The sequence below is a fragment of the Pseudomonas sp. GB2N2 genome (genome assembly GCF_054897705.1).
This window is the reverse complement of record NZ_CM142701.1, coordinates 50,112-63,819: the sequence shown is the minus strand read 5'-3', so window position 1 is coordinate 63,819 and position 13,708 is coordinate 50,112. Positions and strand designations below refer to the sequence as shown.

Sequence of the window (13,708 nt, the reverse complement as noted above, 5' to 3'; positions counted from 1 at the left end):
CCGCCCGAGGCAAGCCCGCGAAAAATCTCCCGTCAACGCAACCGCCCAAACCCCAACGCCTCGGCCTCTTGCTGATAGTCGAGAACAATCTGATAGACACTTTCGCTGGCCGGCAGCACCTCCTGTAAACCGAGGACCTCCGCCACCTCAGGCAACTCGCGCAACGTCTCGTTCATCACCCGCCGCAACGCCTCAACCTGTTCATCGCTAGCCGTCGCCACAGTGATATACGGCAACGTCGGGCTGAACGCGCTGCGCACCACCACTCGCAGACCTGCCACTTCCTCTTCGGCGTGCCGTGCCAGATAGGCAAAGGTCACGCTGTCGATGGCCGCAAGGTCAGCCTGGTCTTCGCGCAACCAGCGCAGGCTTTCACGGTGACCGCCACTGATGCCGACACTGGCGAAGAACTGCCCGTCGCGGTGCAGTGGCGCCAGTCGCTGACGCAGCAGGTTCATGCCGCTATTGGAGTCTTCGCTATTGATCACCCCACGGCTGCCAAGAAATGCGGGCAACATCCGGCGTGGATCATCGGCGCGACTCAGCAGCAGGCTGCAATGGATGCCGCCGCTGCTGTCCGGCAGTTCATAACGGGGCCGACCGACCACCCGCACCTGCCCACGCAAAGCGGTCATCAACGGATACCCGCAGGTTTGCGTCAGCAGCAAGTGCGCAGACAACCACAGCTCCATCAGCGACACAGATTCGGCGTTGCGGCGGGTGGCGCCCAGACGCTCCACGATCCGCGTCAGCCAGCGCTCGTTAGCCTGGCGGATGGGGGCGGGGGCGACGTACATCAGTAGTTCGGCGATGTCATGGGTCATCAAAATCTTCCATACAGCGAATTCAATTGTACGGGGGATCGCATGTGCAATCAGTGGGAGGGATGTCTCGGGCTGTCGATCGCCTTGACCCCGTTCTCCCGCCACAACTGCCCATAACCCTGCACCAGAAAGCCGCCGCTGCGCGCCAGCCATTGCTCGCGACGGCTGTGATAGGCGCGAGGCAAGTCGTACCACGGCAAGCCAGGCAAGTCATGATGCACCAGATGAAAATTAAGGTTCAGGAACAACCAGCGCCACGGCCAGGCGGCTTCATTGAGCACGGTGCGCTGTTCGGGTTGCGCATGCGGACGGTGTTCATAGTAAGAGCGGATCATCGCAATCGACAGCGCCGGCACACTGATCAGCAACAGGTAATGCCACACCGGCAGCACGCTGTAGCGGGCAACGATCAGCAGCATCAGCAGGGTCAGTGCGCCGTGGCTCAGCCACATCAACCAGGCCTGCCGATCACCCGATTTCAGGCGTTTCAACTCGTCTTTCGCCAGCGCCAGCAAGCCCAGCGGCGCGCCGAGGAGGAAGCGCCCGAGCACGGTTTTGTTGAGCCAGTGCAGGCTCTGCTCGAACAGAGAATGACCTTGCCACTGTTCGGCGCTCAGGTAACGGCTTTCCGGATCGATGCCGGGCAGGGTCAGGTCTTCGTCGCGGTGATGCAGCAGGTGACTGTCGCGATACAGGGTGTAGGGATACCAGACGGCGAACGGTGCGTAGCCGAGGATTTTGTTCAGCGAAGTCCAGCGGGTCGGATGCCCGTGGAGCAATTCGTGTTGCACCGAGAGCCAGAGCACCACCAAGGGGATCAGCAGCAATGTGCTCCACCACAAGCCCAGACGATCGCTGCCGAGCACGATGCTGAACCAGCCGGCGTACACACCGATCAGCAGCAGCCAGGTCGGCCACTCGGTGCGAGCCGTCAGGCGTTGGCGCAGGGATTCGATTTCTTTTCGGTGGGCACTATCGAAGTAATGGGGCATGGCGATGCTCAGATCGGGGACCAGTCCCCCTCTGTGCAGTGGCGCAGGGAAATCTTGCAGATTATTTCATGTTGATGTGATCGTTCCCAAGCAAAGCGTGGGAACGATCGTCAGAGCAGGATCAATGACCGAACACATCCACCTTCTTGGCCTTCTTGTCCGCGCGCTTTTCATCGGCGGTTTTTGCCGGTTTTTTCTTTGCCGCTTTTTTTGAATCCATGCCTTTGGCCATGATACGTACTCCACTCATACGGGATGTGAGATCAGGTATACACCTATCCCCCGCCGCGCGTTCTTTTATAATCGCGCGCTTCACGCACACATAGACCTCGCCCATGCCCGTCACCCAGTACGCCCTGCTCGCCGAGCCATCATGGCCCCTGATGAACAAGTTTTATCGCGCTCACCAATCGTCGATGAAAGCCGTCCGCGACGCTCGGCTCTGGGTCGCCCGGCGCGACGAGATCGTTGGCGCCCTGTGCCTGAGGCCGGTCTCGGGCGGGCATTGGTTGACCGGTTTGTTCATCGATCCGGCGTGGCGCGAACAAGGGATCGCGGCGGCATTGATCGCCGAGGCGGTAAACGGTCTCGACCAGCCGGTCTGGCTGTTTTGCCACCCGGATCTGCGTGGCTTTTATGAGCGCCGCGGCTTCAGCTTCGACCCTCCCATGCCTTTCGCCATGGTCGACCGCCTGAACCGTTACGCGCGCAGCAAACCGATGATCGCCATGGGCTTAGAACCGTTGGTGAGGTCGACCGTCGATAATGTGTGATCGGGCGAAGATTGCTGCGTGCTAGCCTCGGGGTCGACTTCGACTCCACTCAGGACGCTTCATGAAACCTGCCCTCCTCGCTTTGACGCTTGCCGCCCTTATTGCTCCTGTCCTCGGCCACGCCGCCGAACCGCCAACGGTCACCGCCCAGCAATATGCCGAGGTGTTGAAAGGCACCTAGCGCGCACCGGAGAACGTCGCCCGCGATGGCTATCGTCATCCGCAACAGACATTGCAGTTCTTCGGTCTGGCGCCAAAACAGACCGTAATTGAAATCACCCCCGGCAACGGCTGGTACAGTGAATTGCTCGCGCCGCTGCTCAAGGAACACGGGCATTACGTGGCCGCGGTCCAGGCGCCGACAATCAGCGACTACGCGCGCAAGAATGAAGAAAAACTCAAGGCCAAATACGCCGCTGTCCCCGCGCAATATGCGAAGGCGCAGGTGCTGGAGTTCGATCCAAAAAACCCTGAATTCGGCAAACCTGGTTCCGCCGACACCGTGCTGACCTTTCGCAACGTGCACAACTGGGTGCTCGCCGATACCTCAGCGAAGACTTTCGCAGCGTTTTTCAAGGTGCTGAAGCCGGGCGGCGTACTGGGCGTGGTCGATCATCGGGCCAAGGACGGCGCATCGCTGGACGACATCAAGCACAGCGGTTACCTGACCACCGATTACGTGGTCAAACTGGCGACAGACGCCGGGTTCAAGCTGCAGGCTCAGAGCGAGATCAACGCCAATCCGAAGGACACCAAGGATTATCCGGAAGGCGTCTGGACGCTACCACCGACGTTGACGCTGGGGGAGAAGGACAAGGCGAAATACCTGGCGATTGGCGAGTCGGATCGCATGACATTGCGGTTCGTCAAACCCGCGAATTGATGCACTAAAGGCTCATGGAGATCCCTTGTGGGAGTGAGCCTGCTCGCGATAGCGGAGAATTAGACGACACAATGTTGAATGACACTCCGCTATCGCGAGCAGGCTCACTCCTACAGGGGATTGGTGCTGCGTTGGCTTCAATCGTCAGCGTTGGGATCGAGGTCCGGGAACATCACTTCGGTGAAGCCGAATTTGCTGAAGTCAGTGATCCGTGACGGGTACAACCGGCCGATCAGGTGGTCGCATTCGTGCTGAACCACGCGGGCATGAAAGCCCTCGGCAATGCGCACGACCGGCTCGCCCTTGGGATCGAAACCCTCGTAACGAATCTGCTGGAAACGGTCCACCGCGCCACGCAGGCCGGGCACCGACAGGCAACCTTCAAACCCCTCTTCCAGCGCAGGGCTCAACGGCGTGATCAGCGGATTGATCAGAATCGTCTGCGGCACCGCTTCGGCATCCGGATAGCGTTCGCTGTGCTCGAAACCGAAAATCACCAGTTGCAGATCGACACCGATCTGCGGCGCGGCCAGGCCGACACCACCGACGCTTTCCATGGTCTGGAACATGTCGTCAATCAGTTGCCATAGCTCGGGGCTGTCGAACATTTCGGCAGGTACTGGCGGAGCGATTCGCAGCAGGCGCTCGTCGCCCATTTTCAGGATTTCACGGATCATTTGGTGACTTCGTCAGTGTTCGGGTGGATCGAGTGGTCCCGACCCAATCCCGAAACGTGGTGTTTGTGTTCATGGTCGAGTTCGCCCGGGACTTTTTCACCAGGGTCCTTGCCTTCGCTCGACATGTGTTCGATCACGGCATTCATCTCCGCGCCAAGCAACAGCACCGCGGCGGAAATGTAGAAGTACAGCAACAGCACGATGATCGCGCCGATACTGCCATACATGGCGTTGTAGTTGGCGAAGGTCTTGACGTAAAACGCAAAGCCCAACGACGCGATGATCCACACCACCACCGCCAGCACCGAGCCAGGGGTGATGAAACGAAACTCCTGTTTGACGTCGGGCATCACGTAATAGATCAGCGCCACGGCAATCATCATCAGGATCACGATCACCGGCCAGCGCGCAATGGTCCAGACCGTAACGATAAAGTCTTCGAGGCCGACCTGCGCGGCGATCCAGCCCATCACCTGCGGCCCGAGCACCATCAGCGCCGCAGCGATCAGCAACATCCCGGCAATGCCGATGGTGTAGAACACCGACAGCGGAAAACGTTTCCACAGCGGACGGCCTTCGACCACGTCGTACGCGGCGTTCATCGCGCTCATCATCAGGCGCACGCCGGACGAAGCCGTGTACAGCGCAACGACGATACCCACCGACAGCAAGCCGCCCTTGGATTGCTGGAGCTGGTCGATGACCGGGTTGACCTGCTCCAGCGCCTGGGGCGGCAGGACCAGTTCCGATTGCAGGCGCAGCCAGGAAAAGAAGTCCGGCAGGTGCAGGAAACCGATCAGGGCAATCAGAAACAGAATGAAGGGGAACAGCGAAAACAGCATCTGGTAGGCCAACGCCGAGGCATAGGTCGACATCTCGTCGTCGACGAACTCGGTGACCGTGCGAACCATCACACGATGGATGGGCAGACCTTTCATGTTCGGGAAAATCACTAGCGTCTCCTTTCGCCGCAAATTGGTCGAAGTCGGGGCGACTCAGGAACCGTTTTCTACATCAAAGTAACCTACTTGGCGACTTTGAAACAATTTCCGCCTGCAAGTTCAGGCTGACACAAAAACGGCCATCCGTGGATGGCCGCTACTGGTATTCACCCAAGGCCGGATCAAGCCTTGTCGACGCCTTTCTTGATTGAGTCCTTGGCTTTGCCCACTGCTTGCTGAGCTTCGCCTTTCTTTTCCTGCACTTTGCCCTCGGCTTGCAGCTTGGTGTTATCAGTGGCCTTGCCGACGCCTTGTTTGACGTTGCCGACGGCTTCGTTCGCCATGCCTTTTACTTTATCGCCAGTGCTGCTCATGGTGTTTCTCCTGTGAACAAATCAATGAGTAAAGTCGTTACAGAAAGATTGACCGAAGGCGTTTGCGCGGAGTTTCATTTATTTTCACAGCGACATTTCATCGTTGGGTGCAGGTTGGGCTTTATGTTTGCCGGCCAACCCCCGAGAATACGCAACGAATTCAGGCCATGGCGCTGAAGATCCAATCCCGTAGGAATGTTATGAAACTCGATAAAAAGCAGGCTATTGCCCGCAGAAACCTGGAGCTCGGCGGTGCTGTGCTTGGCGTTAACAATTGCCATTTCGCCGAATTGAACCGCAACCGCAACATCTGGTGGTTCGATCTGCCCGTGGCACGCCTGGCCGTTGGTCAGTACGAATGGATTCACCTGCTGATGCACACGCCGGACACCGACGAACTGCTGCACCTGAAAGTGCCGACGGTGTTCCTGCGCGAGAAACTTGAAGGGCTGGTGGTGCGCAATGAAGGCAAGCGCAAGGCGGCGTTGAGTCTGGAATTGAGTGCGGACAAGGATTCGTACCTGCAGGACATGCGCCCGGCGGGTACCAACGTCAATTTCGCACCGTTCCGCCTATAACAAAAAACCCCGCATCGGCGGGGTTTTTTGTGGGTTACGCGGTGGCTTTCTTCGCGTTGATTTTCTTCAACTCTTCATCGCGCAACTCACGACGCAAGATCTTGCCAACGTTGGTCGTCGGCAGTGCATCCCGGAACTCGACCGAACGCGGCACCTTGTAGCCGGTGACGTTGGCACGCATGTGCTCCATCACTTGCTCTTTGGTCAGGGTCACGCCCGGTTTGGCGACGATGAAGATCTTGATCGCCTCGCCCGACTTCTCGTCCGGCACGCCGATGGCCGCGCATTGCAGCACGCCCGGCAGGGTCGCGAGCACGTCTTCCAGTTCGTTCGGGTACACATTGAAACCGGAGACCAGGATCATGTCTTTCTTGCGATCGACAATGCGCATGTAGCCATCCGGCTGGATCAGCGCGATGTCACCGGTCTTCAACCAGCCTTCGCTGTCGAGCATTTCATCGGTGGCTTCCTGACGCTGCCAATAGCCCTTCATGACCTGCGGACCTTTCACGCACAGCTCGCCGATTTCGCCCAACGGCTGTTCCACGCCGGCGTCGTCGATGACTTTGCACAGGGTCGAGGGCACCGGAATGCCGATGGTGCCGATCTGGATGTGCTGGATCGGGTTCACCGTCGCCACCGGGCTGGTTTCAGTCATGCCGTAACCTTCGCAGATCGCACAACCGGTGACCGCTTTCCAGCGCTCGGCCGCGGCCAGTTGCAGGGCCATGCCGCCGGACAAGGTGACTTTCAGCGCCGAGAAATCCAGCTTGCGGAAGCCTTCGTTGTTGCACAGCGCCACGAACAGCGTGTTCAGGCCGACAAAACCGCTGAACTTCCACTTCGACAGTTCCTTGACCATCGCAGGCAAGTCACGCGGGTTGCTGATCAGGATGTTGTGGTTGCCGATCAGCATCATTGCCATGCAATGAAAAGTGAACGCATAGATGTGGTACAGCGGCAGCGGTGTGATCAGGATCTCGCAGCCTTCATTCAGGTTGGAGCCCATCAGCGCCTTGCACTGCAGCATGTTCGCCACGAGGTTGCGATGGGTCAGCATCGCGCCCTTGGCCACGCCGGTGGTGCCGCCGGTGTATTGCAGCACCGCCACGTCGCCGCTGGCCGGGCTGGCTTCGGTGACTGGCTGGCCGTGCCCCTTGCGCAACACCTCGTTGAACTTGATGGCCTTGGGCAAGTGATACGCCGGGACCATCTTCTTCACGTATTTGATGACGCTGTTGATCAGCAGACGCTTGAGCGGCGGCAGCAGGTCGGCCACTTCCGTGACGATGACATGCTTGACCCCGGTTTTCGGCACGACGGTCTCGGCCAGGTGCGCCATGTTCGCCAGGCAGACCAAGGCCTTGGCGCCGGAGTCGTTGAACTGGTGTTCCATTTCCCGCGCGGTGTACAGCGGGTTGGTGTTGACCACGATCAGCCCGGCGCGGATGGCGCCGAACACGGCAACCGGGTACTGCAAGACGTTGGGCAGCTGCACGGCGATTCGATCACCGGGCTGCAAGTCGGTATGCTGTTGCAGGTAAGCGGCAAAGGCACCGGACAATTCGTACAGTTCACCGTAGGTGATTGTCTTGCCCAGGTTGCTGAATGCCGGCTTCTCGGCGAAGCGTTGGCAGGACTGCTTCAACACTGCCTGAATATTCGGGTACTCGTCCGGATTGATGTCGGCAGCAATCCCGGCAGGGTACTTATCCTTCCAGAAGTCTTCGATCATGGAAGCCCACTCCTCAGCAACGCGAATTCAAATACCGCATTTTGATGCGGTTATTATTGGTGTTTGATTATGGGTGAGTCTGGCAGTTAAAGCAGGCCGAGAGGTCCCAAAGCGCGCCGAGAGTAGCAGCTTTGCCAAGGGCCGACTAGAGCCAAACGCGGCCTCTACGGTCACTTTAGTGACTCAAGAATGACAAGCGGTCATTTTAGAGTAAAGAACCTATTTGTCGCTGAAAGCCGCTGAAATATTGGGTATGAACAACTGTAGGAGTGAGCTTGCTCACGAAAAACGTCCAGACGACGCGATCATTCAGACAGGGCGCGTTATCGCTGACGTCCATCGCGAGCAGGCTCGCTCTTACAGGGGAACCGTACGAAGCGCGGCCATTCACCGCTTACGCGATATCCCGCAACTCCCGCCGCAGAATCTTGCCCACCGGCGTCATCGGCAACGACTCGCGCAACACGATGTGCTTGGGCACTTTGTACGCCGTGAAGTTTTCCTTGCAGTAAGCCTTCAACTCTTCAAGGCTGACCCCAGACTCACGCGCCACCACAAACAACTTCACCGCTTCACCTGAACGCTCGTCCGGCACACCGATGACCGCGCAGTTGGCGACCTTCGGATGGGCCATCACCACGTCTTCGATCTCGTTCGGGTACACGTTGAAACCGGAGACGATGATCATGTCCTTCTTGCGATCGACAATGCGCACGAAACCGTCCGGCTCAATCACCGCGATGTCGCCGGACTTGAACCAGCCTTCGGCATCCAGCACTTCGGCGGTGGCTTCAGGCTTCTGCCAATACCCTTTCATGATTTGCGGACCCTTGATGCACAGTTCGCCGCGCTCGCCCAGCGGCTGCTCGACGCCTTCATCGTTGATGACTTTCAGCGTGGTGCCCGGCACCGGCAGGCCGACCGTGCCGATTCGCGATTTGTCGCCATACGGGTTGGTGCAGGCCACCGGCGAGGTTTCGGTCAGGCCGTAACCTTCGGTGATGCGGCAACCGGTGAGTTGCTCCCAGCGCTCGGCGGTGGCCTTGACCAGCGCGGTGCCGCCTGAGTTGGTGAGTTTCAGGCTGGAGAAATCCAGGGTCTTGAAATCCGGATGATCCATCAACGCGACGAACAATGTGTTGAGCCCCAGCAACGCCGAGAACCGCCAGTTTTTCAGTTCCTTGATGAAGCCCTTGATGTCCCGTGGATTGGTGATCAGCACGTTGTGGTTGCCGGTGACCATCATGCACATGCAGTTCGCCGTGAATGCATAGATGTGGTAAAGCGGCAGCGGCGCGATCATCACTTCCTGACCCTCGCGCAGCAGTGGCTGCCCGTCATCGCCGAACTGCCCGAGGCACGCCCGCGCTTGCTGCATGTTCGCCACCAGGTTGCCGTGGGTCAGCATCGCGCCCTTGGCCAGGCCAGTGGTGCCGCCGGTGTATTGCAACACGGCAATATCGTCGAGGCCGGCGCTCAGCGGCTTGATTCCCAGGCCCTGGCCCAGGCGCAGCGCGCTCTTGAAGGAAATGGCCTGCGGCAAGGCGTAGGCCGGGACCATCTTCTTCACCTTGTTCACCAGCGTGTTGACCAGCCAGCCCTTCGCGGCGGGCATCAGGTCGCCCATCTTTGCTTCGATCAGGTATTGAATGTCGGTGTCGGCCAGCACTTCCTGGACCTTGGACCCGAACATGTTCAGATAGACCAGCGCCCGGGCACCGGAATCCTTGAACTGGTGCCGCATTTCCCGCGGGGTGTACAGGGGGTTGGTGTTGACCACGATCAGCCCGGCGCGCAACGCACCAAACACGGCAATCGGGTAATGCAGGACGTTGGGCATCTGCACCGCGATGCGATCCCCGGGTGCAAGGTCGGTGTGGGCTTGCAGGTAACCGGCGAAGGCGGCGCTGTAGCGTTCCAGTTCGGCGTAGGTCAGGGTTACGCCCATGTTGCTGAAGGCTGGGCGGTCCGCAAATTTCTTGCAGGAACGCTCGAACACCTCGATGACCGACTTATAAGCTCCTTGATCGATGTCCAGGGGCACGCCGGCCGGGCGTTTGTCATTCCAGAAATCAGGTTGCATTATTCTTGTCCTCTTTACCTGAACCTATCCGGGGCCGCTTTTCTGTCATGCCTGTAAACCAGAAGCAAAAAGCGGAGCTTCACGGACACTAGCAGCTATGTCGAATCAGGCAAATATGCCAACGGCCGTCATTGACCGCGTGAATCTTGGTGCCGTGGCGTGGCCTGATCAGACGGCACGCGAAGGATGCGCTATACAATGCACCGAGCCCATGCAAAGGAATCGCCATGATCCACGACACCTTCTGGTTGACCGCGAGCGACCGCAGCCGCCTCTTCGTCAATCAGTGGCTGCCCGACGCACCGTTGAAGGCGGTGATCCTGCTGGCCCACGGCATGGCCGAACACAGCGGCCGCTACGCGCGTCTCGCGGAAAAATTCTCTGATCAGGGCTATGGCGTGTACGCGCCGGACTTGCGTGGACATGGCAAAACTGCCGAAAACGCGACACTCGGGCATTTCGCCGATGACGATGGCTGGTGCAAGGTAGTCGGCGACCTCGCCAGCCTCAATCAGCACATTGGCCAGCAACATCCCGGCGTGTCGATTGTGCTGCTCGGCCATAGCATGGGCAGTTATATCGCCCAGGCGTATTTGCTGCACCACAGCGCCAGCCTGCACGGCGCGGTGCTCAGCGGTTCGAACTTCCAGCCCGTGGCGCTTTATCGCGCGGCCCGGCAGATCGCCCGCCTCGAACGCTTGCGCCAGGGACGCACGGGCCGCAGCGCGTTGATCGAGTGGCTGTCGTTCGGCTCCTTCAACAAGGCCTTCAAACCGGCCCGCACAAAATTCGACTGGCTCAGCCGCGACCCCGCCGAAGTTGATCTGTACGCCAACGATCCGCTCTGCGGCTTTCGCTGCACCAATCAACTGTGGATCGATTTGCTCGGCGGCTTGCAGCAGATCAGCAAAGCGTCCAATCTCGCGCAGATCGATCCGGGCCTGCCGCTGCTGGTGATCGGCGGCGAATGTGATCCGGTGAGCGAAGGCAAGCGTCTGAAAGATCTGGCCGATGCACTACGCACTGCGGGCAGCCAGAACCTGCAACTGACGATTTATCCGCAGGCACGGCACGAACTGTTCAACGAGCGCAACCGCGATGAAGTGACGGCCGATGTGCTGGGCTGGATCGAGCAAGCCTTGAGCCACCGTCGCCCTGCCCGTTCCGAATAGTTTTTTGTGGTTTTTTTATTTGTCACAGGAATTGAAACCGATGACCCAGGTTACCAACACCCCTTACGAAGCCCTCGAAGTCGGGCAGACCGCCAGCTATAGCAAGACCGTCGAAGAGCGCGATATTCAATTGTTCGCGGCGATGTCCGGTGACCACAACCCGGTGCACCTGGACGCCGAGTTCGCCGCTGGCACCATGTTCAAGGAGCGCATCGCCCATGGCATGTTCAGCGGTGCGCTGATCAGCGCCGCCGTCGCCTGCGAGTTGCCTGGGCCGGGGACTATTTATATCGGTCAGCAGATGAGCTTTCAGAAACCGGTGAAGATCGGCGACACACTGACGGTGCGTCTGGAGATTCTCGAGAAGCTGCCGAAGTTTCGCGTGCGCATCGCCACCCGCGTATTCAACCAGCGTGATGAGTTGGTGGTAGATGGCGAGGCGGAGATTCTGGCACCGCGTAAACAGCAGACCGTGACGTTGCCGACATTGCCGGCGATCAGCATCGGCTGACACGTTAAATCCGAGGCATAAAAAAACGCCAGACTGGCTGGCGTTTTTTGACAGGCTTTGCGCGCTTACGAGCGTGCACGAGCCTGGTTACGCAGGGCTTTCACCTGGTCGTGATTGCGTTGCACGCCGTGGTACTGGCGTTCAACCAGGTCACGGATGCCGACCAGGTTGTGCTTGTTGATTTTCTCGATGGCTTCTTTGTAAGCCTTAAGCGCGTGATCTTCGCCGCGCTCGGCTTCGTTCAGCACCGCTTCTTCGTCTTTCCCGGTAAACAATGATTTCACGTCGACCCAGCGACGGTGCAGGTCACCGCTGACGCTGGTAGACGTTTCCGGATCACCGCCCATCGAACGCACGGCGCTCTGCAGTTCGGCCGCTGCGGTGGCGCAGTCGGCGGCGCGAGTGACGAACAGTGTTTTCAGCTCTGGGTGCTTAATGTCTTCAGCGCAAGTCTTGAACCCTTCCTGACCGTCTTTGCTGGTTTCAATCAGGTCGTTGAGTACAGAGATTGCTTCTTTGTTGAGGTCGGTCATTTTTCAATTCCTTGCGGGTTGATGAAAGATGCAATAGCTATTGCACCCTGCATGCCAGCTTTGAATTGAAATTTTATTTCATATATATCAAAGGCTTATATTTTTTACGTAAATCTGTATCCGCTTTTTTTGCATGATCTGTCATTTGGCCTGCATGCAGAATGCCTGTATTTTCCACACTGACCGAATCAAGACGACCGATTGATGAACCCTGAAAAGCTCGAATTGTTGATTACCCGGGAAATGCCTTTCGGCAAATACAAGGGCCGCATCATTGCCGACTTGCCCGGCCCGTATCTGAACTGGTTCGCCCGTGAAGGTTTTCCCCATGGCGAACTGGGCGGACTGCTGGCCCTGATGCAGGAAATCGATCACAACGGTTTGTCCGAACTGCTTGAACCGCTGCGCGCCAAACATGGCAAACCTGCCCCTCGCCACTGAGCCGTCCCCATGCCCGATAACACCCGCCGCGCCCGTGATGAAATGTTTTGGCAGACCTTTGCCGATCGCTACGCCGTTGATCCCGGCCCGCTGAACCTGGAAAACGGTTACTTCGGGCGCATGTCGCGCACGGTGGTCGAGGAATACCAGCGCAACATCGAACTGATCAATCGCGGCAACTCGGTGCATGTGCGCCAGCGCTTCGAACAGGGCGAGAACGAACAGGTTCGCGTGCAACTCGCCGAGCAGATCGGCGTGCCCACCGAAAGCGTGGCATTCACCCGCAACGCGTCGGATGGCCTGCAATCGCTGATCCGCAATTACAACCGCTTGCAGCCCGGCGATCAGGTGCTGATCTGCGACCTGGAATACGACACGGTCAAAGGTGCCATGCGCTGGCTGGCCCGGCATCGCGGTGTGGAAGTGATCGAAATCGACCACGGCCATCCGGCCAGTTACGACAGTTTGCTGGCGACTTATCGCGATGCCTTCGTGCGTTATCCGAAGCTCAAGTTGATGGCGCTGACCCACGTCACGCACCGCACTGGTCTGGTGATGCCGGTCCAGGCGATTGTCGCCGCGGCCAAGGAACACGGGATTGACGTGATCCTCGACGGCGCGCACGCCCTCGGCCAGATCGAGTTCGATCTCGCTGACCTCGGCGTTGCATTCGCCGGTTACAACCTGCACAAGTGGATCGGCGCGCCGCTGACCCTGGGCTTCCTGTATATCGCGCCCGAGCGTTTGGCCGACATCGATCCGGACATGGGCGAGATGCATTACCCGATCACCGATATCCGCGCGCGCACGTCTTACAGCACACCCAATATCCCGGCGCTGCTGACCCTGCCACTGGTGTTCGAGGAGCATCGGGCCATGGGCGGCTCCGCGGCCAAGGGTACACGGCTCAAATACCTGCGTAATCGTTGGGTCAGCGCCGTGCGCGACTTGCCGGGCATCGACGTCATGACCCCGGATGACCCACGGTTGTATTGCGGTATCACCTCGATGCGCTTTACCCGGCATGCAGACCAGCAAGCGATGGCCAGGCGGCTGCTCGATGACTACAACCTGTTTACCGTGGTGCGCAGCGGTGCGGCCTGCGGCCCGTGCATCCGCATCACTCCGGGGCTGACCAGCACCGCGGCGGACATGGATGCCCTGAGCAAGGCACTCAACGAGTTGCGCTGA

At 58.9% G+C, this 13,708-nt stretch carries 14 protein-coding genes and 1 pseudogene; 7 read left to right on the top strand and 8 right to left on the bottom strand.

Annotated features, from left to right (window positions below; all coding sequences use genetic code 11):
* Positions 1-32: 32 nt before the first annotated feature.
* Both ACYZT4_RS00295 and ACYZT4_RS00290 read right to left on the bottom strand, forming a co-directional pair.
* Positions 33-824: a phosphate/phosphite/phosphonate ABC transporter substrate-binding protein gene (locus ACYZT4_RS00295; RefSeq protein WP_461984338.1), complete on the bottom strand. Its 792-nt coding sequence runs from the start codon at positions 822-824 to the stop codon at positions 33-35.
* 50 nt (positions 825-874) lie between these two features.
* A complete protein-coding gene (locus ACYZT4_RS00290; protein WP_461984336.1) occupies positions 875-1,816 on the bottom strand; it encodes a fatty acid desaturase in 942 nt (313 codons plus the stop codon).
* Between the two features lie 335 nt (positions 1,817-2,151).
* Between ACYZT4_RS00290 and ACYZT4_RS00285 the strand changes: the two genes are divergently transcribed.
* Both ACYZT4_RS00285 and ACYZT4_RS00280 read left to right on the top strand, forming a co-directional pair.
* The gene (locus ACYZT4_RS00285) at positions 2,152-2,589 is read left to right on the top strand and encodes a GNAT family N-acetyltransferase (RefSeq protein ID WP_461984334.1); all 438 of its coding nucleotides are present in this window, start codon (positions 2,152-2,154) and stop codon (positions 2,587-2,589) included.
* Between the two features lie 61 nt (positions 2,590-2,650).
* Positions 2,651-3,472 (top strand): annotated as a pseudogene (locus tag ACYZT4_RS00280) (class I SAM-dependent methyltransferase).
* 137 nt (positions 3,473-3,609) lie between these two features.
* On the opposite strand, the gene def reads toward ACYZT4_RS00280, so the two are convergent.
* The 3 genes from def to ACYZT4_RS00265 all read right to left on the bottom strand — a co-directional run bounded on the left by def (position 3,610) and on the right by ACYZT4_RS00265 (position 5,464).
* The gene (gene def / locus ACYZT4_RS00275; protein WP_461984332.1) at positions 3,610-4,149 is read right to left on the bottom strand and encodes a peptide deformylase; all 540 of its coding nucleotides are present in this window, start codon (positions 4,147-4,149) and stop codon (positions 3,610-3,612) included.
* Entirely contained in the window at positions 4,146-5,102 is a 957-nt protein-coding gene (locus ACYZT4_RS00270) for a YihY/virulence factor BrkB family protein (RefSeq protein ID WP_461984330.1), read from the bottom strand. The genes def and ACYZT4_RS00270 overlap by 4 nt, the downstream gene beginning before the upstream one ends.
* 170 nt (positions 5,103-5,272) lie before the next feature.
* Positions 5,273-5,464 (bottom strand): CsbD family protein, encoded by a 192-nt coding sequence (locus ACYZT4_RS00265; RefSeq protein ID WP_461984328.1) that lies wholly within the window; start codon positions 5,462-5,464, stop codon positions 5,273-5,275.
* A 200-nt stretch (positions 5,465-5,664) separates the two neighbouring features.
* Here ACYZT4_RS00265 and ACYZT4_RS00260 point away from each other — a divergent pair, with 200 nt between their 5' ends.
* Positions 5,665-6,042, top strand: coding sequence for a hypothetical protein (locus ACYZT4_RS00260; protein WP_461984327.1), 378 nt, complete (start codon positions 5,665-5,667; stop codon positions 6,040-6,042).
* Between the two features lie 34 nt (positions 6,043-6,076).
* Here ACYZT4_RS00260 and fadD1 read toward each other — a convergent pair whose 3' ends face one another.
* Both fadD1 and fadD2 read right to left on the bottom strand, forming a co-directional pair.
* Entirely contained in the window at positions 6,077-7,777 is a 1,701-nt protein-coding gene (fadD1, locus tag ACYZT4_RS00255; RefSeq protein WP_461984325.1) for a long-chain-fatty-acid--CoA ligase FadD1, read from the bottom strand.
* A gap of 394 nt (positions 7,778-8,171) precedes the next feature.
* On the bottom strand, positions 8,172-9,860 hold the full coding sequence (fadD2, locus tag ACYZT4_RS00250; RefSeq protein ID WP_461984323.1) for a long-chain-fatty-acid--CoA ligase FadD2: 1,689 nt from the start codon (positions 9,858-9,860) through the stop codon (positions 8,172-8,174).
* 227 nt (positions 9,861-10,087) lie between these two features.
* Here fadD2 and ACYZT4_RS00245 point away from each other — a divergent pair, with 227 nt between their 5' ends.
* Both ACYZT4_RS00245 and ACYZT4_RS00240 read left to right on the top strand, forming a co-directional pair.
* Complete coding sequence (locus ACYZT4_RS00245; protein ID WP_461984322.1) at positions 10,088-11,032, top strand: lysophospholipase; 945 nt, start codon at positions 10,088-10,090, stop codon at positions 11,030-11,032.
* A gap of 40 nt (positions 11,033-11,072) precedes the next feature.
* Positions 11,073-11,543, top strand: coding sequence for a MaoC family dehydratase (locus ACYZT4_RS00240; RefSeq protein WP_008151121.1), 471 nt, complete (start codon positions 11,073-11,075; stop codon positions 11,541-11,543).
* 65 nt (positions 11,544-11,608) lie between these two features.
* On the opposite strand, the gene ACYZT4_RS00235 is transcribed toward ACYZT4_RS00240, so the two are convergent.
* On the bottom strand, positions 11,609-12,076 hold the full coding sequence (locus ACYZT4_RS00235) for a PA2169 family four-helix-bundle protein (protein WP_461984320.1): 468 nt from the start codon (positions 12,074-12,076) through the stop codon (positions 11,609-11,611).
* Positions 12,077-12,280: 204 nt separating this feature from the next.
* On the opposite strand from ACYZT4_RS00235, the gene ACYZT4_RS00230 reads away from it, so the two are divergent.
* Together ACYZT4_RS00230 and ACYZT4_RS00225 are read left to right on the top strand one after the other, a co-directional pair.
* Positions 12,281-12,517 (top strand): DUF3820 family protein, encoded by a 237-nt coding sequence (locus ACYZT4_RS00230; protein ID WP_003213031.1) that lies wholly within the window; start codon positions 12,281-12,283, stop codon positions 12,515-12,517.
* Positions 12,518-12,526: 9 nt separating this feature from the next.
* Positions 12,527-13,708, top strand: coding sequence for an aminotransferase class V-fold PLP-dependent enzyme (locus tag ACYZT4_RS00225; protein WP_461984318.1), 1,182 nt, complete (start codon positions 12,527-12,529; stop codon positions 13,706-13,708).